The 19,025-nt window shown below is 58.6% G+C and carries 19 protein-coding genes and 1 tRNA gene; 10 read left to right on the top strand and 10 right to left on the bottom strand.

Annotated elements, in window-relative coordinates; all coding sequences use genetic code 11:
- Positions 1 to 30: 30 nt before the first annotated feature.
- The gene (locus tag FB593_RS02010; protein WP_112497494.1) at positions 31 to 996 is read left to right on the top strand and encodes a heparan-alpha-glucosaminide N-acetyltransferase; all 966 of its coding nucleotides are present in this window, start codon (positions 31 to 33) and stop codon (positions 994 to 996) included.
- A 158-nt stretch (positions 997 to 1,154) separates the two neighbouring features.
- Here the strand turns inward: FB593_RS02010 and FB593_RS02005 are convergent, their stop codons facing one another.
- Together FB593_RS02005 and mgtE are read right to left on the bottom strand one after the other, a co-directional pair.
- Positions 1,155 to 1,541: a MerR family transcriptional regulator gene (locus FB593_RS02005; protein WP_003515319.1), complete on the bottom strand. Its 387-nt coding sequence runs from the start codon at positions 1,539 to 1,541 to the stop codon at positions 1,155 to 1,157.
- 84 nt (positions 1,542 to 1,625) lie between these two features.
- Positions 1,626 to 3,053 (bottom strand): magnesium transporter, encoded by a 1,428-nt coding sequence (gene mgtE / locus FB593_RS02000; RefSeq protein ID WP_013636179.1) that lies wholly within the window; start codon positions 3,051 to 3,053, stop codon positions 1,626 to 1,628.
- Positions 3,054 to 3,423: 370 nt separating this feature from the next.
- Between mgtE and FB593_RS01995 the strand changes: the two genes are divergently transcribed.
- From FB593_RS01995 to FB593_RS01985, 3 genes are read left to right on the top strand one after another with little or no spacing between them, the layout of a single operon-like run.
- Positions 3,424 to 5,727 carry an FdhF/YdeP family oxidoreductase gene (locus FB593_RS01995; RefSeq protein ID WP_145166288.1) on the top strand — a complete coding sequence of 768 codons (2,304 nt, stop codon included), beginning with the start codon at positions 3,424 to 3,426 and terminating at the stop codon, positions 5,725 to 5,727.
- Between the two features lie 13 nt (positions 5,728 to 5,740).
- Complete coding sequence (locus FB593_RS01990) at positions 5,741 to 6,043, top strand: hypothetical protein (RefSeq protein ID WP_065660927.1); 303 nt, start codon at positions 5,741 to 5,743, stop codon at positions 6,041 to 6,043.
- Positions 6,044 to 6,060: 17 nt separating this feature from the next.
- Positions 6,061 to 6,555: a peptide deformylase gene (locus tag FB593_RS01985; protein WP_145166287.1), complete on the top strand. Its 495-nt coding sequence runs from the start codon at positions 6,061 to 6,063 to the stop codon at positions 6,553 to 6,555.
- Between the two features lie 3 nt (positions 6,556 to 6,558).
- Here FB593_RS01985 and FB593_RS01980 read toward each other — a convergent pair whose 3' ends face one another.
- On the bottom strand, positions 6,559 to 6,987 hold the full coding sequence (locus tag FB593_RS01980; protein ID WP_145166286.1) for an OsmC family protein: 429 nt from the start codon (positions 6,985 to 6,987) through the stop codon (positions 6,559 to 6,561).
- Between the two features lie 121 nt (positions 6,988 to 7,108).
- On the opposite strand from FB593_RS01980, the gene FB593_RS01975 reads away from it, so the two are divergent.
- Positions 7,109 to 7,276 (top strand): Thivi_2564 family membrane protein, encoded by a 168-nt coding sequence (locus FB593_RS01975; RefSeq protein WP_003502827.1) that lies wholly within the window; start codon positions 7,109 to 7,111, stop codon positions 7,274 to 7,276.
- 78 nt (positions 7,277 to 7,354) lie between these two features.
- Here FB593_RS01975 and FB593_RS01970 read toward each other — a convergent pair whose 3' ends face one another.
- Positions 7,355 to 7,780, bottom strand: coding sequence for a PAS domain-containing protein (locus tag FB593_RS01970; RefSeq protein WP_003515332.1), 426 nt, complete (start codon positions 7,778 to 7,780; stop codon positions 7,355 to 7,357).
- Between the two features lie 558 nt (positions 7,781 to 8,338).
- Positions 8,339 to 8,423: transfer RNA gene (locus tag FB593_RS01960), tRNA-Leu, on the bottom strand.
- A gap of 189 nt (positions 8,424 to 8,612) precedes the next feature.
- Here FB593_RS01960 and lipB point away from each other — a divergent pair.
- The 3 genes from lipB to FB593_RS01945 all read left to right on the top strand — a co-directional run bounded on the left by lipB (position 8,613) and on the right by FB593_RS01945 (position 11,492).
- Positions 8,613 to 9,344 carry a lipoyl(octanoyl) transferase LipB gene (gene lipB, locus FB593_RS01955; RefSeq protein ID WP_038491058.1) on the top strand — a complete coding sequence of 244 codons (732 nt, stop codon included), beginning with the start codon at positions 8,613 to 8,615 and terminating at the stop codon, positions 9,342 to 9,344.
- A gap of 69 nt (positions 9,345 to 9,413) precedes the next feature.
- Positions 9,414 to 10,481: an NAD(P)-dependent alcohol dehydrogenase gene (locus tag FB593_RS01950; RefSeq protein WP_003515339.1), complete on the top strand. Its 1,068-nt coding sequence runs from the start codon at positions 9,414 to 9,416 to the stop codon at positions 10,479 to 10,481.
- Positions 10,482 to 10,556: 75 nt separating this feature from the next.
- Positions 10,557 to 11,492 carry a DMT family transporter gene (locus FB593_RS01945; protein WP_038491061.1) on the top strand — a complete coding sequence of 312 codons (936 nt, stop codon included), beginning with the start codon at positions 10,557 to 10,559 and terminating at the stop codon, positions 11,490 to 11,492.
- Between the two features lie 38 nt (positions 11,493 to 11,530).
- On the opposite strand, the gene FB593_RS01940 is transcribed toward FB593_RS01945, so the two are convergent.
- From FB593_RS01940 to yajC, 5 genes are all read right to left on the bottom strand, one after another.
- Positions 11,531 to 11,965, bottom strand: a complete 435-nt coding sequence (locus FB593_RS01940; protein WP_065702494.1) for a hypothetical protein — start codon at positions 11,963 to 11,965, stop codon at positions 11,531 to 11,533.
- Between the two features lie 160 nt (positions 11,966 to 12,125).
- A complete protein-coding gene (locus FB593_RS01935; protein WP_003515344.1) occupies positions 12,126 to 12,971 on the bottom strand; it encodes a phytoene/squalene synthase family protein in 846 nt (281 codons plus the stop codon).
- A gap of 23 nt (positions 12,972 to 12,994) precedes the next feature.
- On the bottom strand, positions 12,995 to 13,387 hold the full coding sequence (locus FB593_RS01930) for an Mth938-like domain-containing protein (RefSeq protein ID WP_145166285.1): 393 nt from the start codon (positions 13,385 to 13,387) through the stop codon (positions 12,995 to 12,997).
- Complete coding sequence (gene secDF, locus FB593_RS01925; protein WP_003515348.1) at positions 13,387 to 15,951, bottom strand: protein translocase subunit SecDF; 2,565 nt, start codon at positions 15,949 to 15,951, stop codon at positions 13,387 to 13,389. Before secDF ends, FB593_RS01930 begins: the two co-directional genes overlap by 1 nt.
- A gap of 79 nt (positions 15,952 to 16,030) precedes the next feature.
- Positions 16,031 to 16,378, bottom strand: coding sequence for a preprotein translocase subunit YajC (gene yajC / locus FB593_RS01920; protein WP_003515350.1), 348 nt, complete (start codon positions 16,376 to 16,378; stop codon positions 16,031 to 16,033).
- A gap of 207 nt (positions 16,379 to 16,585) precedes the next feature.
- Here yajC and FB593_RS01915 point away from each other — a divergent pair, with 207 nt between their 5' ends.
- Positions 16,586 to 17,458: an ATP-binding protein gene (locus tag FB593_RS01915; RefSeq protein WP_013636188.1), complete on the top strand. Its 873-nt coding sequence runs from the start codon at positions 16,586 to 16,588 to the stop codon at positions 17,456 to 17,458.
- A 304-nt stretch (positions 17,459 to 17,762) separates the two neighbouring features.
- Positions 17,763 to 18,953, top strand: coding sequence for a formaldehyde dehydrogenase, glutathione-independent (fdhA, locus tag FB593_RS01910; RefSeq protein WP_025593503.1), 1,191 nt, complete (start codon positions 17,763 to 17,765; stop codon positions 18,951 to 18,953).
- The last annotated feature ends 72 nt before the right edge of the window (positions 18,954 to 19,025 follow it).

The raw sequence follows: 19,025 nt of genomic DNA, 5'->3' as shown, positions 1-19,025 counted from the left end.
CGGCTTCAGACAGCTGAAACAGCGGGAATTATGGAAACAGAAACAGCTGCAATCGACACCCGCCGCAAGGGCCGCATGGGCGGTCTCGATACACTGCGCGGGCTGGCGCTCATCGCCATGGCGTCTTACCACTTCACATGGAATCTGGAGTATTTCGGCTATCTGGAGCCGGGTACGGCAACCACCGGCCTGTGGAAGCTTTATGCGCGCGCCATTGCCAGCTCGTTCCTGTTCCTCGCCGGTTTCAGCCTGTTTCTCGCCCATGGCAAAGCCATAAACTGGCCGTCCTTCGGCAAGCGTTTTGCAATGGTGGCGGGCTCGGCGCTGCTCATCACCATCGCTACCTATGTCGCCTTTCCGGATAGCTTCATCTTTTTCGGAATCCTGCACAACATAGCCGCTGCAAGCCTTGTCGGGCTGCTGTTGCTGCGGGCACCCCCGCTGGTGACGCTGCTTTTCGCGGCTCTTGCCTTTGCGCTGCCGCAATACGTCCAGTCGGATTTTTTCAACAGCAAATGGCTGGCATGGGTCGGTTTCTCCACCATGCCGCCGCGCTCGAACGATTATGTGCCGCTGTTGCCGTGGCTTGCGCCCTTTCTTGCCGGACTTGCGGTTTCGCAATTCGTCACACCGCGCAGCTGGCTGGACCGTTTTCGCAACCCAAGCTCTCCCCGCAATCTGATAGCAACAGCGGGCCGTCACAGCCTTGCCTTTTACCTCATTCATCAGCCGGCGCTGATTGGCCTCGTCTACGCGGTATCACTTGTGGCACCGCCTCCTCCTGTCGACCAGGTGGAGCTTTACAAATCGAGCTGTGAAAAAAGCTGCGTCCAGCAGGCTAACGGCCAGGAATTGTGCCAACGTTTCTGCGGCTGCACGCTTGAAAAGCTGCAGGCAGAAAGCCTGTTTGACATCATGATGGAAGGCAAGCTCAGCGCCGAGCAGCAGACGAAGGTCAGCGACGTGGCGCAACAGTGCACGGTTGAGGCGCAATAAAGGACGACACACGTCAATCCACGCTCTGCGTCATCCTCGGGCTTGACTCGAGGATCTATCCACGTCGCGTAAAATCAAAAGCATGACGAAGTGAGAGGTTTTCCTCTCCGCGGGAAATCCAGGGCCATCACGTCAAGCGCAACGGCGGGAAACCTGCATCAGGTCCCTACGCCGATTTCGGCAAGGCGCGTGAGGCAGGCCTCTTCGACATTGTCGAGTTCAGCCAGCGTCTCTTCGATGTCCTTGCGCTTTTGCCTGAGATCGGCGCGCTTCTCATCGACCTTCTTCATCAGAAGCACAAGCTGGCCTGATTCGCCCGGCGGCTCCTTGTAGACGTGAATGATCTCACGAATTTCTGCGATCGTGAAACCGATACGGCGGCCGCGCAGGATTTCCTGAATGAGACGCCGATCCGCAGACCTGAAAAGCCTCGTACGCCCGCGTCGCTCAGGGTGAATGAGGCCCTCATCCTCGTAGAATCGCAAGGTGCGGGTGGAAACACCGAATTCGCGCGTCAGTTCGGTTATGCTATAATACTTGTCCAAGGGCCTATCCGATTCATAACCGGACAATTATTATTTGACCTTCACGTAAAAGTCAATTTTCCTGCCGCTTTCGCCTGTTTGGGCCTATCCCGAAATACCGTACCACCACGTAGCGATGCCCAGAAACGAAAAAAAGCCGACAATGTCCGTTACCGCTGTCACGAAGACAGCAGAGGAAACGGCGGGGTCCGCCCCGAACCTGTCGAGAACCAGCGGAATGAGAATACCTGCCAGCGCCGCCGCCAGCATGTTGAGACACATGGCGGCGGCAATGATGCCGCCGATATGGACATCCTGGAACCACACGCCTGCAACGATGCCGATGGCACAGCCGAACAACAGTCCGTTCAGGATGCCAACGCCCGCTTCACGCCTGATAATGCGGGCAGCGTTGTGAATATCTAGGCTTTTGGTAGCCAGCGCCCGCACGGATACGGTCATGGTCTGCGATCCGGCATTGCCGCCCATCCCGGCAACCGTCGGCATCAAAATCGCCAGCGCAATGATCTGCTGGATCGTCGCATCGAAAAGGCTGATGACGGAGGCAGACAGAAAGGCGGTAAGGAGGTTGACCGCAAGCCATGGCACACGCGAGCGCGAGGTGCTGGTGATGCTGTCAGACAGTTCTTCGTCGCCCACACCGCCAAGGCGCAGCAGATCCTCTTCGGCTTCTTCCTGAATGACGTCGACTACGTCATCGATGGTGAGCACGCCAACCAGACGGCCGTTATTGTCCACCACGGCTGCGGATAGAAGGTCGTATTGTTCGAAAAGCTGCGCCGCTTCTTCCTGGTCCATTTCGGCCGGAATGGAGTGGTTGGTCTCGTGCATGATCGTTTCGATCTTCACCTGACGCTTGGCGCGCAGCACCTTGTCGAGATCGAGAGCGCCGACTAGCTTGAACGTGGGGTCGATGACGAAGATCTGCGTGAAGGAATCCGGTAACTCCTCCTCCTCACGCAAATAATCAATGGTCTGTCCCACGGTCCAGAACGGCGGCACGGCAACGAATTCCGTCTGCATGCGACGGCCGGCAGAGCTTTCCGGATAATCCAGCGCCCGCATCAGCCGCACCCGTTCGGTGAACGGAAGTTGCGAGAGGATGTCCTCGCGGTCCTCGTCGTCGAGATCCTCGAGAATGTAGACAGCGTCGTCCGAATCCAGTTCGCCGATACCGGCAGCGATCTGCTCATTCGACATCTGGTCGACGATATCGAGACGGATGCCTTCATCCACCTCGGTCAGCGCCGTCATGTCAAAATCGGAACCCAGCAACCGCACGAGCGCGTGGCGCTGCTCCGGCATGATCGACTCCAGCACGTCGCCGAGTTCAGACTCATGCAGTCGCGCCACATTCTTGCGCAGGAAAAGCAGATCGCGGTCGGCAATCGCTGCCCCCACCATCGCCAGAAAGTCGGAGCGGACAGAGCCGTCCTCGGCGTAGATATCGGAGGGTGCCTCTGTCGGTTTCAACTCTTCGGGCGCGAGAAGATCGTCGTCACGGTCTGTCATCTGGCGTCCCCTTCTTTAAATGCCGCAGTGCACGAATTTGCAGGCAGAATGGCGTTAAAAAGTATATTGTCAACAACCGGATAGGTGAAAAACAACGGGATTCTGAACTGCGACGAAAATGGCATGGAGCGCCCTTTCGCAAGACCATGATCGAAGAGCGCAGCACTCCATGATGATGCAGCGACAGGCAGTGCACCTCAATCCGCACAACGTCCGGAAAGCCCTTGCCGTTCCGTCGGAACCGGTAAGATAGAGATTGACATATGTCGTCCATAGACGATTCTGAAAGAGCTTTTTTTATATATGATCGGCCGTTGCCAAACGGTAAGTATCCCTGGGCGGCCAGGAAAATTTCAGGAAAATCACGACAATGAGCAAGACAGATTTCATCGGCAAGGCTTCCGCCGCCGCAGGTGGCTGGGGCGCGCTTAAAAGCGTTGGCAAACGGCTGATGGAATCCGGCGCGCCGATTTCCGGCGCACGCACGCTGCTGAAGGCAAACCAGCCGGATGGATTCGATTGCCCGGGCTGCGCATGGGGCGATCCGGAGCATGGCTCCTCCTTCGAATTCTGCGAAAACGGCGTCAAGGCGGTCGCATGGGAAGCGACGGAAGCCCGGGTGCCGCCGGATTTTTTCGCCACCCGCACCGTCTCCGAACTGCGCGGCTGGTCTGACTACGATCTGGAAAAACAGGGCCGCCTCACCCACCCGATGCGTTACGACCGGGCGAGCGACAAATATCTGCCGGTCTCCTGGGACGACGCCTTTGCCGAAATCGGCGGCGTTCTCAACAGCCTCGACAGCCCGGACCGGGCGGAATTCTACACATCCGGCCGCGCCTCCAACGAGGCAGCCTTCATCTATCAATTGATGGTTCGGCTTTACGGCACGAACAATTTTCCCGACTGCTCCAACATGTGCCACGAGGCAAGCGGTGTCGGCCTGAAAGCCTCGATCGGCGTCGGCAAGGGCACGGTGCTCCTGGAAGACTTCGAGCAGGCAGACGCGATCTTCGTAATCGGCCAAAATCCCGGCACGAACCACCCGCGCATGCTGGGCGACCTGCGCCGGGCAGCGCTTCGCGGCGCGAAAATCGTCGTCCTCAATCCGATCAAGGAAAAGGGGCTGGAGCGCTTCGCCGATCCGCAGGACAAGATCGAGATGATCACCGGCGGCAACACCAAGATCGCCACCAATTATTACCAGCCCCGGCAAGGCGGCGACATGGCGGTGGTGCGCGGCATGAGCAAGGCGATCTTTGCAGCCGACGACGCCGCAAGGACTGCCGGAGAATCTGCCATCATCGATTACGACTTCATCGCCGAACATGCGGTCGAGTTCGAGGCTTATCGTGATGCCGTCGAGGCGACCAGCTGGGAAAGCATTCTCGACCAGTCCGGCCTCACCCGCGCAGAAATCGAAGAAGCCGCCCGCATCTACATGAATGCCGGCTCCGTCATCGCCACCTGGGCCATGGGCGTCACCCAGCATCGCCACTCCGTCATCATGGTTCGCGAAATCACCAATTTCATGTTGCTGCGCGGTAATATCGGCCGCCCCGGTGCCGGTCTTTGCCCGGTACGCGGCCATTCCAACGTTCAGGGTGATCGCACGGTCGGTATCGATGAAAAAGCGCCGCCGGCGCTGCTAGACGCACTGGAAAAAGAACTCGGCGTCGCCATGCCGCGCAAACCCGGCCACAACACCGTCGAAGCAGTAGCCGCCATGCTGGATGGCAAGGCGCAAACCTTCATCGCGCTCGGCGGCAACTTCATGCGGGCAACGCCCGACAGTCCGCTGATCGTCAAGGCTTTTGAAAATCAGAAATTGACGGTCAATATCGCCACCAAGCTCAACCATTCGCATCTGGTGCCGGGCGAAATCTCCTTCGTGCTGCCCTGCCTTGGCCGAACGGAAATCGACCGTAATTCTGCGGGCAAGCCGCAGATCGTCACGGTCGAGGATTCCATGAGCATGGTGCACGGTTCCGGCGGCATCAATCCGCCTGCCTCGGAGGAACTACGCTCCGAAGTCGCCATCGTTGCCGGCATTGCGCAAGCGACCCTTGGCAATGCGCAGGTCGACTGGAAAGCGCTTGCCGAGGATTACGATCTCATCCGAGACATGATCGAGCGGGTCATCCCCGGTTTCGACAATTTCAACGAACGCGTCCGCGTGCCGCGCGGTTTTCGCCTGCGCAACACGGCCTCCGAACGGGAATGGAACACGCCGGCAAAAAAGGCCGTCTTTTATAGCGGCCCGCTTCCCGAACAGACCGAGCATCAGCAGGCGCTCACGGGCGACAATCTTTTCGTGCTGCAGACATTCCGCAGCCACGACCAATACAACACCACGATTTACGGCATGGACGACCGTTATCGCGGTGTTTATGGCGAACGTCAGGTCATCTTCATGAATCCTGCGGATATGGAAGCGCTGGGCGCCCACTCCCGCCAGCGCGTCGATGTCATCGGCGAATATGGCGATGGCGTGGAGCGGATCGCTCAAAATTTCCGGTTGGTCCCCTACAATATTCCGCGCGGCAGTGTCGGCGGATATTATCCCGAACTGAACGTGCTGGTGCCGCTGTCAAGCTATGGCGAAGGCAGCTTTACGCCAACGTCGAAATCGGTACTCGTCTCCTTCCGCCTGCTTGCCGGTTCCGCCTCTTGAACGGGATGGCTTGATGGGTGAGGAACAATCTGCAGCGGCTTTCATGGCAGCGGTGGAGCAGATCGTGCAAGGATCGTCGCAGGCGCTTTCGGCCACGGGCGCGGCGATCCTTCTGGCCATCAATATGGATATCGCCACCGACAGCCGCAGCATCGCCAATCGGCTGGGACTTGCGCATGCCCTCGTCCTGCGCGAAATCTCCGCCCTGTCACCGCGCTTTGTGCGGGTAACGAAACGCGACGCCCGCACCCAGCGCAGTTGGCTGGAGGTCACAGCGGAGGGACAGGCGCTCGCCGCGCTATCCTCCCAAACCTGAAACGAACGGAGCATTCCTTGGCAATCAGGCCGATCCTGCCCTACCCCCATGCCGGTCTTTCAGAGATTTGCGCGCCGGTCACTGTTTTTGACGACCACCTGCAAAATCTGGTCACGGACCTGATCGACACCATGCGCGCCGCCCCCGGCGTCGGCATCACAGCGGCTCACATCGGTGTAAAACAGCGCGTCTTCGTGCTTGAGCTGACACCGGGAACCGTGCTGACATACATCAATCCCGAAATCGTCAGTCACTCCGCGCAGACCATGCGGCATGTGGAAGGCAGCGTCTCAATGCCGGGCTTCACCGAGGAGGTGGAACGTCCGTCTGAGGTCGAGGTGAGGTTTCAGGACGTAGCGAGCGTGGAACATCGAGAGAGCGCCAAGGGATTTCACGCCATCTGCATCCAGCACGAGATCGACCAGCTGGATGGTGTGTTCTGGCTGAAGCGCCTGTCGAAGCTGAAACGCGACCGGCTTGTGAAGAAATGGGAAAAATCCCGAAAGCCGTGACGATCAGCTAGCGATCGAAAGAGCAAAGTCCGCGTCGCCCTTCAAAGTGTTGCTGACGGTGCAGATATCTTCGGCCGCATGGGCAATTGCGGCGCGCGTCGCCTCATCGAAACTCCCGGCAATCTCCATCCTGATATCGAAACGGATGATGCGATAGGGCTCCTGCGCGGATTTCTCACCGGAAACGTCAACGAGCACGCTCTCGAAGCCGTCCAGCAACCCCATGCGGCTCGCCGCAATCCGGGCGCTGAGCGCCAGGCATGCCGCAAGCGACGAATAAAGGAGGTCGATCGGATTGAAGCCCGGTTCAGAGACACCCGTCACAATTTCCAGGGCGCCGCCGGTCACTGTCGAAATCAGTGGGCGACCAATCCGCCCGACCTTGGCGGTGGCGCCAACCGGCCTTAACTTCACCTTTCCACCATCTATCATTCAAATATTCCTAATTTAATCGCGTGCAACCAATCGCATGGAACCAAAACCTGTCTGGCGCTTTTTACTCACACAACGGTGAACGACCGTTGAACCTTTATTATTCAGGGAGCTGGGACCTATGGTTACATCTACGCTCGTCAGCATTCTGATCACCTTCCTGGTGATCGTGCTCGTCTTGTGGCTCATCGCACGACTGCCCGTCGGCGGCGGCGCGAAACAGATCGCGCAAGTCATCGTCATCATCATCGGCATTATTTCGCTGCTGAAATATCTCGCCGTCTTCTGATATCACGGTAGCGTGCGAACAGAAAAAGGCGGCGAAAGCCGCCTCTTTTTTTGCGCCATTTTTCATAACACTCGGTAGCTATTGGCGTGGCTCGAACTGGTAGGTTTTTTTGAGAGTGATATCACGAACGCTGCCGAGACCAAGAAACGGCGTATTTTCAGCATCGAAAATCGCCCTGCCCTTCGCCACGATCCAGCGGATGGAACCATCAGGCAGATGCACCTTGTAGCGCTGGTCGAAAAACACGCCGGTAGTGATGCTTTCGAAAATTGCCCGCGCCACCTGATCGCGCATTTCCACATCTATTCTTTCGAGAATATCCTCAATCGACACACCTCGCGATGCCACCGCTTCGGAAAAGCCATGACACTCCGCGGTGACGGTGTCCATGATCAACCTGTTGTCGGAAATGCTCCACATATAATAGCCGAGCGCATTGTCTGAATCCGCTTTGTCCCCCTGCACGAAAACCTCCAGACCTTTTTTTCTGACAAACGCTAACATCAGACCTCTAATATTCCACCCCTTGTTTTGAGGGGGTATTTAACCGGCTACTACAACGTGTATCGATATCCACCGAAATTTAATGGCGCCTGATCCGGATGCCGGTTTCGAAAGCACGACAATTTCAAAAAAAAGCGTCGCAAAGCCGACCGCTTGCACCTACATGACTGCAAGATGAAATGTCGAAGGATGCTCATATGCTGCGAACCGCTCTTACTTTTGGGTTGCTGTCGGCAACTGTCTTTCTAGCTGGCTGCCAGACGTGGCAAAGCCCTTATCGCGGAAACGAATGGCGGATGGACCAGGTCATGGATGGCGACCCCTACCGGGTCGGTGACGGCAATCGCGCGGGGAGACGCTAAGCCGCAAACATCTCATCCGAATGGCGGCAAGATCGATAATCTGACGCCCTGAAATTTTACAGCCCGGGCTGCCGAGACGAAACAAGTCGAAGTCGCCCGAGGCGTATTTAATCGACGTAACTGCTTCTTCTTTTTTGGGAGGAGCAAAGCCAAACAATTGGCAGAAAAAGAAAAAACCCGCCGAAGCGGGTTTCTTTGGTGCGGTCGAGAAGACTCGAACTTCCACGGGTTGCCCCACAGCGACCTCAACGCTGCGCGTCTACCAATTCCGCCACGACCGCATCGTGGTAGGCGTCGACTTGCGCCGACGGGGGTGCATGTAGCAAAAGGATTTTGGGTGCACAAGAGCGTCGTGACAGTTTTTTGAAATTAAAAATCGGCCCGGCCCACCCTATATGCAGGAAGCCCGGAAATGCTGGGGTTGCAGCCTTCTCATCATTTTGCGAGAAGGCTGTGGAAAGGACTTTTTCATGCTCACACGCACGGATATCGAGACAAATATGCTGCCCGTTCCCGGCTCGCCGCCTGTTCGCTGGCGAATCTCGGAAGGTCTCGTGCCTTACGAACTGGCTATAGAAGAGATGGAACGCGAAGTTGCCGCCATAGCCAATGGCGAGGCCGACGAACTCGTGTGGCTTCTGGAGCACCCGCCACTCTACACGGCAGGCACCAGCGCCGATGTTGCCGACCTCATCGAGCCGGAGCGTTTTCCTGTCTTCGCCACCGGTCGCGGTGGCGAATATACCTATCACGGGCCGGGACAGCGCGTCGTTTACGTCATGCTCGACCTGAAACGCCGGCGCCAGGATGTCCGCGCCTATGTTGCCGCGCTGGAGAATGTCATCATCCGCACGCTCGACAAGATGAATGTCCGTGGCGAACGGCGCGAAGACCGGGTTGGTGTCTGGGTCAGGCGTCCGGAAAAACCTCTGCTTCCCGATGGCGGCATGGCCGAGGACAAGATCGCCGCGCTCGGCATCCGGTTGCGCAAATGGGTAAGCTTTCACGGGCTGTCGATCAATGTCGATCCCGACCTCGCGCATTTTTCCGGCATCGTTCCCTGCGGCATCAGCGCCTATGGCGTCACCAGCCTTGTCGATCTTGGATTGCCGGTTATGATCGGCGATGTCGATGTTCTGCTGCGAGAGGCCTTTGAGGAGGTCTTTGGCCCGGCAGTGCCCGAAGCCGGCTCCGGCGGCTGAAACCCGCCGCAACTTTTTTGTCGCCTGCAAGTGCATGCAATATCGATCACCACAAGAGGAGGAACGACCATGTTCACAACGTCAGCCTATGCCTGCGATGACGGTTCTTCGCCGATGAAGCTCGCGACCATCAAGCGTCGCGATCCCGGCCCGCGCGATGTCGAAATCGAAATCGAGTTCTGTGGCGTCTGCCACTCCGATATCCATACGGCCCGCAGCGAATGGCCGGGTTCTCTCTACCCCTGCGTCCCCGGTCACGAAATCATCGGCCGCGTCGGTCGGGTGGGCGCGCAGGTCACGAAATTCAAGGCGGGTGACCGCGTCGGCGTCGGCTGTATCGTCGACAGCTGCCGTGAATGCGCAAGCTGCGCCGAAGGGCTGGAGCAATATTGCGAAAACGGCATGACCGGCACCTATAACTCGCCTGACAAGGCCATGGGCGGCGGCGCACATACGCTTGGTGGTTATTCTGCCCATGTGGTCGTCGATGATCGCTATGTGCTGCGGATCCCCGAAGGGCTCGATCCAGCAGCCGCAGCACCCCTGCTCTGCGCCGGCATAACCACCTATTCGCCGCTGCGGCACTGGAATGCAGGTCCCGGCAAGCGCATCGGCGTCGTCGGTCTCGGTGGCCTCGGCCATATGGCAGTCAAGATCGCCAATGCCATGGGCGCTACGGTCGTGATGATCACCACCTCCCCCGGCAAGGCAGAAGACGCGAAAAAGCTCGGTGCCCATGAGGTGATCGTTTCACGCGATGCCGACCAGATGAAGAAAGCGGCTTCCAGCCTCGATCTTATCATCGACGCGGTTGCCGCCGACCACGACATCAACGCCTATCTTGCGTTGCTGAAGCGAGATGGCGCACTGGTGCAGGTCGGAGCGCCTGAGAAGCCGCTATCGGTGCACGCATTCAGCCTCATCCCCGGCCGCAAGACCTTCGCCGGCTCGATGATTGGCGGCATTCCCGAAACCCAGGAAATGCTGGATTTCTGCGCCGAAAAAGGCATCGCCGCCGAAATCGAGATGATCAATATCGATCAGATCAATGAGGCTTATGAACGCATGATAAAAAGCGATGTGCGTTATCGCTTCGTCATTGATATGAAGAGCCTGCCACGCCAGAAGGCCGCCTGACCTCGTCGAGGGGGAGCGCCCTCTGGCGCTCCTGTTTCCTCGTCAGACCTTTTGGTTGAAAGCGCAGCCCTACCCATGACCAGCCAGACCGGTTTGAACGATGTCGCCAAGGGCATGATGATCATGGCGGGCTGCATGTTCGTGCTGCCCGTCATGGATGCCATCGCCAAATACATGGCGGTGAGCGGCGGAATGTCACCGGCGCAGGTCACTTTCTACCGCTTCTTTTTCCAGCTTCTGTGCACCCTGCCCCTGCTGCTGCTGGTCTCACCCAAAGCGCTGTTCAGCGCCAGACGACCGTGGATGAACTGCCTGCGCGGCGTGCTGCATGCCAGTGCCAGCCTGATGTTCTTCGCCGCCGTCAAATACATGCCACTCGCCGATGTCTTTGCCATCTATTTCGTCGAGCCATTCATGCTGACGATGATGTCGGCCCTTTTCCTCGGCGACAGGGTCGGCTGGAAACGCTGGACAGCGATTGCGGTGGGTTTCGGCGGCGCTCTGATCGTCATTCAGCCGAGTTTTGAGATTTTCGGCTGGACATCGCTCCTGCCGGTCGCCTGCGCATTTCTCTACACGCTCTACCTGTTCCTTAACCGCGCTATCGGCGATGCCGACAGTCCGCTTGTCATGCAGACCATGTCCGGCATTGCCGGCACGGTGTTCATGGCGGCAGCCCTTCTGGCCGGCGACGCCTACGGTGACAAGGATTTCGCGATCTCGCTTCCGCAATCCGGCTTCACCCTCACCCTGCTCATCGTGTTAGGGTCGATATCCGGCTATATGCATCTCCTGATCGTCAGGGCCTTCAGGCTGGCGCCGCTGTCGCTTCTGGCACCATTCCAGTATTTCGAAATCATCTCGGCGACGGTTCTCGGTTATGCGCTGTTTTCGGATTTTCCGACGCCATCGAAATGGCTCGGCATCCTTATCATCGTTGCATCCGGCCTTTTCATCATCTGGCGCGAGCGTGTACAGACGGAAGCGAACCCGCCGCTCGACGGACAATGACACCCAGAACGCTTTCAGGCGCCCGAGGGCTGCGGTCCTTAGTCGTGATGGTCCTGCGCCTCCACAAGGCTACCGAGCAGCCACAGTGAAACCTCGGCGGCCTCTCCGGCGGATTTGAAGCGGTATGAGCCGCTATATTTCGGCGTATCGAAAAACGTGACGACGAAACCGTCACCGCTTTCCAGACTCTCGACCCTTATCCGCTCGGGATCGATCATCAGGCACACATAATGGGATCCCATATTGCGCATGAAGCCGGCCTTGTTGTCGTGCAGCCGCACGAAGGCTGCGCCGCCATCCACCGTCATATGCAGGCTTCTGATCGCCTCGGTGGGAAACGCGCGGGCAAAATCCATGATCGCCTGCCCCACATCGTGGTTATTGTCCTCATCCGTTGCCCGTGTCATGCGCCAGGCATAAACAGCGAAGACCGCAAGCAGCACGAAAACGATTATCCAGACCGCCATATTCATGCGGGAAGGCTCCCTCAGCACCGAAACATCGCGATTCGCGAATCGAAACGATGCGAACCCGGCTCAAGCTCTTAAACACCGAGGCTTGCGTGAAGTGTGGCTCTCCGGCCTCGACGCGAAAATTGCTCCGATCTGTCTGCGCGATGTGCAGGTCGAGCAATCAGAAACGCTTGAGGAAAGACGCCTTTGCCAGCAGCCATTGCCGGCGAAGCTGCGACAGTTGCACTTCGCCTTCAAACACGCCCGCTCCCGCCTTTCTGGCAGCGGCGATGACCGGGCCGGACAAGGCAACGGGAAGATAGGCCGCAAAGACATTCCGGGACATCTTGGCGCGTCTCGCCTTCTCGATGTGATCAAGCGCGTGCGTTGCAAAAATCTCGATGGCGATGCCGATGCGTTGTTTGTCGTCGCCTTCCAGAAACGTCTCGCGATCAAGCCCAGCAGCCGCGAGCATATCCGCAGGGATATAGACCTGCCCACGACGACGGTGCAGCGGCATCAGCATTAGAATGCCGGCCATGGCCTGCGCAACGCCCGCATGTCCCGCAGCTTCCGCACTTGCTGGAGTGTCTTCCGGCGAAAGCACAAGGCTCGCCAGCTGGATCAGTGCCGAGGCGGTCTCCCCCGCATAGCCTTCGAGCGCGTTACGATCCACGAACAGATCGTCATAAAGATCGAAGATGCGCGCCTCGATCATATTGGCAAGAACCGGTCGCGGCAGGCGATATTGCTCGATCGCCAACAAAAGAGCGGCAGCAACGGGGTGAGACTGGCTGTCCCCATGCGCATTGCCATCAAGGAGATCGCGCCACCATTGCATACGAACTTCGCCAGGCAGCGCCTCGCGCACGGAATCGCGGATTCGGGCAATTTCGGCATTGAAGGCATAAAGCGCGGCAAGCGCTGCGCGCTTGTCGGCCGGAGACAGAAGGCACGCGAGATAGCGGTCGCGATCGGTGTCGCGCAGCGTCGCGAGGCAGACGTCTAGATTCTCTGTGGGTGCCATGTTTCCCCGTGCGAAACGTCCTGTCAGCCTTCGACGGCAATCAGCGCCGCAGCCACGGCGCGCGATTCCGAAAGCATGATATTATAGGTGCGAACGGCAGCACCCGTGCTCATCGGATCGACCGAAATGCCCGCTTGCTTGAAGGCTTCGCGCAATTCCTTCGGCAAGACCCGCATGCCATCACCCGTGCCGATCAAAAGCACCTCGATATCCTGCGCATCAGCCAGAACCTTGTCGAAATGCTCAAGCGTCATTTCTTTCACATCAACCGGGCTCCAGCCGTGAATGCCGGAAGGCAACAACAGGAGAGAGCCGCGGTGCGACATGTCGGCGAAACGGAAACCGCCATTGCCATAGGCATCGATGGGCGCCCGGCCGGGAAAATGGGCCGGGCGTATTTCAATCCCGCCGGCCATCAGACGGCAGGCTTGCCGCCGATGGCATTGCCGGACTTCTCATCCTTCTCGTCTTCCGCATCCTTGCTGTCGGGACGCAGCTTGAAGGCGATCAGCACCGGAGCCGCGATATAGACCGAGGAGAACACGCCGATACCGACGCCGAACAACATGGCGAAGGTGAAGGAACGAATGACCTCGCCACCGAACAGATACAGTGCCAGCAGTGCCAGAAGCACGGTCAGACCGGTAAGGATCGTGCGCGAAAGGGTCTGGTTCAGCGAGACGTCGATGATCATCGAAAGTGGCATCTTCTTGTATCGCCGGAGGTTTTCACGGACACGGTCGTAGATGACCACCGTATCGTTCAGCGAATAACCGATGATCGTCAGGATCGCTGCGATACTGGTCAGGTTGAACTCTATACCCAGGAAGACGAACAGGCCGATGGTGAAGACCACGTCGTGCACCATCGAGATGACCGCACCCAGTGCAAACTGCCACTCGAAGCGAACCCAGATGTAGATCATGATCGCCGCCATGGCGAGCACAACGCCGATCGTGGAGGTCACGGTCAGGTCACCGGACACGGCCGGACCAACGACTTCCACGCGACGGAAATCATACTTGTCCTGCAACTCGCCGCGCACCAGGGTGATTGCCGACTGCTCGGCATTTTCGCCGCCGTCCTGCGCCTGAATGCGGATGAGAACGTCCTGCGGCGTGCCGAAATTCTGTGCCTGGATTTCACCGAGGTTCAGCTGGTTCAGGCGCTCGCGAATATCTGCGAGATCGGCCTCACCCTGCTTGGCGCGTACTTCGATAACCGAGCCGCCCTGGAAATCGATGCCGAGGTTCAGGCCCTTGGCCACGAAGCCGCCGACGCAGGCGAGCATGATCACACCGGTGATCATGAAAACCACACGGCGATAACGCATGAACGGAATGTCGCGACCGTCGAACATGGCGGTGCGTACACCCTTCGGCAGATGTTTCGGACGGCTGCGGCGAACCCAGTAGCCAAACATCCAGGCCGTCAGCGTATAGGCCGTGAAGACGGTGGTGATGATACCGACCGCAAGCGTGACGGCAAAGCCCTTGACGGGACCCGTGCCCATGTAGAACAGCACGCTTGCAACGATCAGCGTCGTCAGGTTGGCGTCGATAATGGTCGCAAAGGCGCGTGTGAAACCGTTATCCAGTGACTGGATCAGCGGTTTTCCGCTCTTCACCTCTTCGCGTATTCGCTCGTAGATCAGAACGTTGGAATCCACCGCCATACCGATCGTCAAGACGATACCCGCAATACCGGGCAAGGTGAGCGTAGATCCGATCACACTGAGGACGGCGATCAGCATGACCACGTTGACGATGAGGGCGATGTTCGCAAGCAGGCCGAAGAAGCCATAAAAGACGAACATGAAGATGAGGACGCCGACGGCGCCGATGGCGCTTGCCGTGAGGCCGGCGGTGATGGAGTCGTTACCAAGGCTCGGACCGACGGTGCGTTCCTCAACCACGGTCAGCGTGGCCGGAAGTGCGCCCGCACGCAACAGGACTGCAAGGTCGTTGGCGCCCTGAACCGAGAAACTACCGGAAATCTGTCCCGAACCGCCGATGATCGGCTCACGGATGACAGGTGCAGAAATGACCTGATTGTCGAGTACGATGGCGAAAGGCTTGCCGACATTCTGCTGCGTCGCCTGCGCAAAGCGCTGCGCTCCGCGGCTGTCGAAACGGAAGGTGACGACGGGTTCGTTGGTCTGCTGGTTGAAGCTTGCCTGCGCATCGACGAGGTTGTCGCCGGAAACGAGCGCGCGGCGTTCCACCAGATAGGGAACCGGCGGATCGTCCTGCGAATAAAGAACCTCTGAGGTCGCAGGCGGACGGCCATTCATCGCTTCCTGCACCGGCATGGTGGTGTCGACCATGCGGAAGGACAGCTTTGCCGTCTGGTTGAGAAGCGATTTCAGGCGCTGCGGATCTTGGAGGCCCGGCACCTGTACGATGATGCGGTCGGAACCCTGACGCTGGATGAGAGGTTCGGTGGTGCCGACTTCGTCAACACGGCGGCGCACGACTTCGATGGACTGCGACACGGCCGAGGACAGGCGATAATCCACGCCTTCATCGGTCAGGTTGAGCCGCAGCAGATTGTCGCCGCCGTCGTTCATCGTCACTTCTGTGATGGAACCGCCGACCAGCGTTCCGGCGGACACCGGCTGCGTCAGGTCGCGAAGCGCGGTTTTCGCCGCTTCATATTGAGCGGGATCGCTGATGCGAACCTGGATCTGCTGGCCGTTGCCCGTAAGCCCCGAATAGCGGATGTTGGCGTCGCGAAGCTGCGTGCGCACGTCACCCACGATCGTTTCAAGCCGTTCCTTGACGATGTCGGAACGCTCGATCTTGAGCATGATGTGCGAGCCGCCCTGAAGGTCGAGACCGAGCGTTACCTTGTTGTCCTTGTACCAGGCAGGCATGCCCTCCAGCTGTTTGTCCGAAAACAGGTTGGGAGATGCGATGAAGACGCTTGCCAGCACAAGCAACCAGATAAAGACTGTTTTCCAACGGGAAAAATGAAGCATTTCGATCTCGGTCAGGGTTGGGGTTGCGCGATGCGCAACCCGTCAAATTCGGAAGCGGACGTTCAATTATCCGGCAGGATCAGGAAGCGGCTTCCGTCTTGACCACTTCGCCCTTCACGCGCACTTCGGCAATGTAAGCACGAGCGGCACGGATTTTCACGCCTTCGGCGATTTCGACTTCGAGTTCATTGTCGTCGATGACCTTGGTCACCTTGCCAACGATGCCGCCACCAAGAACGACCTGATCGCCACGGCGAATATTGGTCAACGTTTCCTGACGCTTCTTCATCTGCGCGCGCTGCGGGCGAATGAGGAAAAAGTACCAGACCACCATAAGCGGTGCAAACAGGAAAAGCATCTCAAGGCCGGAACCGAATGCAGACGCGCCGCCCGCCGTGTCCTGGGCAAAAGCTTGACTAATGAACATATAAAACTCCTCAACGATTACAGCACGACCTCGTATGCCGCCCCAGCTTTCAAGCCGCCGGAATATAGTGGGGAACGCCGGGAATGCAACAGATGCAGAAGCCACGCCGTACCGATTCCGGACCTCTTAACCTTTATGGGCCTGAAACGCCATGCTAGGCCGGGTTGAAAACATCGTTATGAACATCGGATAAGCGGAAGAAACACCATGATTCGAGAAGAGACGGCCACCCTGCTTCTTGCCGAACTGCGCCGGCTTAACGTCGCCATGGAACGGTTGGCAGGCCCGGCACCTGCCGTGAACGACTGGAATGCGGCGGATTGCTTTGTCTGGACGCCGGTCAATTCCTTTCTGCAGCCGGTTTCACGTCCGAACCGCATTGCGCTGAAACTCATTCGCGGCGTCGATCATGTGCGCGATATCCTGCACGAGAACACACTGCGTTTTGCCGATGGTTTTCCCGCCAACAACGTGCTGCTCTGGGGCGCACGCGGCATGGGCAAATCCTCGCTGGTCAAGGCCGTTCACGAAGATGTGCGCGCCGCAAGCGGCGTTCCCTTGAAGCTGGTCGAGGTGCATCGCGAAGATATCCACACCCTGCCCGCCTTGCTGGATATATTGAAAGCTTCCGGCGAACGCGTCATCGTCTTCTGCGACGACCTCTCTTTCGATCACGACGACACGGCCTACAAGTCGCTGAAGGCAGCACTCGATGGCGGCATAGAGGGGCGTCCGGACAATGTGCTGTTCTATGCCACGTCCAACCGCCGTCATCTTCTGCCGCGCCACATGATGGAGAACGAGCAATCGACCGCCATCAACCCTTCAGAAGCTGTTGAGGAAAAGGTCTCGCTGTCGGACCGCTTCGGCCTGTGGCTCGGCTTCCACAAATGCGGCCAGGAAGACTATCTGACGATGATTGACAGCTATGCCGAACATTTCGATCTCGGCCTTGATCGCGAAACCCTGCATCACGAGGCGCTGGAATGGGCGACCACGCGCGGCGGCCGCTCCGGTCGCGTCGCCTGGCAATATATTCAGGATGCCGCCGGGCGCCTGAGAAAATCGATCGACAGATAACGCCACCGTGACATCTGGCGAGAGCCGGTGTCGTTGCGGCTATAGGCGTTGTCGTATTCCCGACCGCCACATCGCCCGCCAAATGGTTTGCTGCACATATCCGGCGTAATGCCGGGTATCTGCGGCGGGCGGTGATCAAGAGGCAGGCGACGTTTGTCCAGACGCGCCGATTGTTCTTCTTTCCATCCCTTCGCCGATTGAGATTCCACGCGAGCCGCATACGGGTTCGCGCATGAGTTTTGACGATATCCTGTCCGCGGAGGAGCGGGCCGGTATTGGTGTTCAACCCAAGGAGGAGATGGATATGAGCAAAAACAGAGGCGTCGTCTATTTGCGCCCCGGCCAGGTCGAGGTCCGCGACATCGATGATCCGAAGCTGGAGGCGCCGGATGGCCGCCGTATCGAGCACGGTGTCATTCTCAAGGTTATTTCCACGAATATCTGCGGTTCGGACCAGCATATGGTGCGCGGCCGCACCTCGGCGATGCCCGGCCTCGTCCTTGGCCATGAGATCACCGGCGAAGTCATTGAAAAAGGCGTCGACGTCGAGATGCTTGATATCGGCGATATCGTCTCGGTGCCGTTCAACGTCGCCTGCGGTCGCTGCCGCTGCTGCAAGTCGCAGGATACCGGTGTGTGCCTGACGGTGAACCCCGCCCGTGCCGGCGGCGCCTACGGTTATGTTGACATGGGCGGCTGGATCGGCGGACAGGCGAGATACGTCACCATTCCCTATGCCGACTTCAACCTTCTGAAATTTCCCGACCGCGACAGGGCAATGTCCAAGATCCGCGACCTTACCATGCTCTCGGACATCCTGCCGACCGGCTTTCATGGCGCGGTCAAGGCCGGCGTCGGTGTCGGCTCCACGGTCTATGTCGCGGGCGCCGGTCCGGTCGGTCTGGCGGCTGCCGCATCTGCCCGTATTCTCGGTGCCGCCGTCGTCATGATCGGTGATTTCAACAAGGATCGCCTTGCGCACGCCGCCAAGGTCGGCTTCGAGCCCGTCGATCTTTCCAAGGGTGACCGGTTGGGCGACATGATTGCCGAGATCGTCGGCACCAACGAGGTCGACAGCGCCATCGATGCCGTCGGTTTCGAAGCGCGGGGCCATTCGGGCGGCGAACAGCCGGCCATCGTTCTCAACCAGATGATGGAAATCACCCGTGCCGCCGGCTCGATCGGCATTCCCGGCCTTTACGTCACCGAAGATCCAGGTGCGGTCGATGCCGCAGCAAAACAGGGCAGCCTGTCGCTTCGCTTCGGCCTCGGTTGGGCCAAGGCACAATCTTTCCATACCGGCCAGACGCCGGTGCTGAAATACAATCGCCAGCTCATGCAGTCGATCCTGCACGACCGCCTGCCCATTGCCGACATCGTCAACGCCAAGATCATCGCACTCGACGACGCCGTACAGGGATATGAAAGCTTCGACCAGGGTGCCGCAACCAAGTTCGTGCTCGATCCGCACGGCGATCTGCTGAAGTCGGCCTGATAACGGCGGCTTAAGACCCGCGAGATGGGAAACGCCCGCGATAGAATATTGTCGCGGGCGTTTTTGCCCGCA

The organism is Rhizobium sp. SJZ105 (genome assembly GCF_007828365.1).
Lineage (GTDB): Bacteria > Pseudomonadota > Alphaproteobacteria > Rhizobiales > Rhizobiaceae > Agrobacterium > Agrobacterium tumefaciens.
Note: the sequence above shows the minus strand (reverse complement) of the source record. Positions and strands in the feature narration are given on the sequence as shown.

What these genes read in the sequence shown, in the direction of transcription:
- FB593_RS02010 (WP_112497494.1), top strand. Translation starts at nt 31, where the DNA reads ATGGAAACAGAAACAGCTGCAATCGACACCCGCCGCAAGGGCCGCATG.
- mgtE (WP_013636179.1), bottom strand. Translation starts at nt 3,053, where the DNA reads ATGACAGACCGTGACGACGATCTTCTCGCGCCCGAAGAGTTGAAACCG.
- FB593_RS01995 (WP_145166288.1), top strand. Translation starts at nt 3,424, where the DNA reads ATGAGCAAGACAGATTTCATCGGCAAGGCTTCCGCCGCCGCAGGTGGC.
- FB593_RS01990 (WP_065660927.1), top strand. Translation starts at nt 5,741, where the DNA reads ATGGGTGAGGAACAATCTGCAGCGGCTTTCATGGCAGCGGTGGAGCAG.
- FB593_RS01980 (WP_145166286.1), bottom strand. Translation starts at nt 6,987, where the DNA reads ATGATAGATGGTGGAAAGGTGAAGTTAAGGCCGGTTGGCGCCACCGCC.
- FB593_RS01975 (WP_003502827.1), top strand. Translation starts at nt 7,109, where the DNA reads ATGGTTACATCTACGCTCGTCAGCATTCTGATCACCTTCCTGGTGATC.
- FB593_RS01970 (WP_003515332.1), bottom strand. Translation starts at nt 7,780, where the DNA reads ATGTTAGCGTTTGTCAGAAAAAAAGGTCTGGAGGTTTTCGTGCAGGGG.
- lipB (WP_038491058.1), top strand. Translation starts at nt 8,613, where the DNA reads ATGCTCACACGCACGGATATCGAGACAAATATGCTGCCCGTTCCCGGC.
- FB593_RS01950 (WP_003515339.1), top strand. Translation starts at nt 9,414, where the DNA reads ATGTTCACAACGTCAGCCTATGCCTGCGATGACGGTTCTTCGCCGATG.
- FB593_RS01945 (WP_038491061.1), top strand. Translation starts at nt 10,557, where the DNA reads ATGACCAGCCAGACCGGTTTGAACGATGTCGCCAAGGGCATGATGATC.
- FB593_RS01940 (WP_065702494.1), bottom strand. Translation starts at nt 11,965, where the DNA reads ATGAATATGGCGGTCTGGATAATCGTTTTCGTGCTGCTTGCGGTCTTC.
- FB593_RS01935 (WP_003515344.1), bottom strand. Translation starts at nt 12,971, where the DNA reads ATGGCACCCACAGAGAATCTAGACGTCTGCCTCGCGACGCTGCGCGAC.
- FB593_RS01930 (WP_145166285.1), bottom strand. Translation starts at nt 13,387, where the DNA reads ATGGCCGGCGGGATTGAAATACGCCCGGCCCATTTTCCCGGCCGGGCG.
- secDF (WP_003515348.1), bottom strand. Translation starts at nt 15,951, where the DNA reads ATGCTTCATTTTTCCCGTTGGAAAACAGTCTTTATCTGGTTGCTTGTG.
- yajC (WP_003515350.1), bottom strand. Translation starts at nt 16,378, where the DNA reads ATGTTCATTAGTCAAGCTTTTGCCCAGGACACGGCGGGCGGCGCGTCT.
- FB593_RS01915 (WP_013636188.1), top strand. Translation starts at nt 16,586, where the DNA reads ATGATTCGAGAAGAGACGGCCACCCTGCTTCTTGCCGAACTGCGCCGG.
- fdhA (WP_025593503.1), top strand. Translation starts at nt 17,763, where the DNA reads ATGAGCAAAAACAGAGGCGTCGTCTATTTGCGCCCCGGCCAGGTCGAG.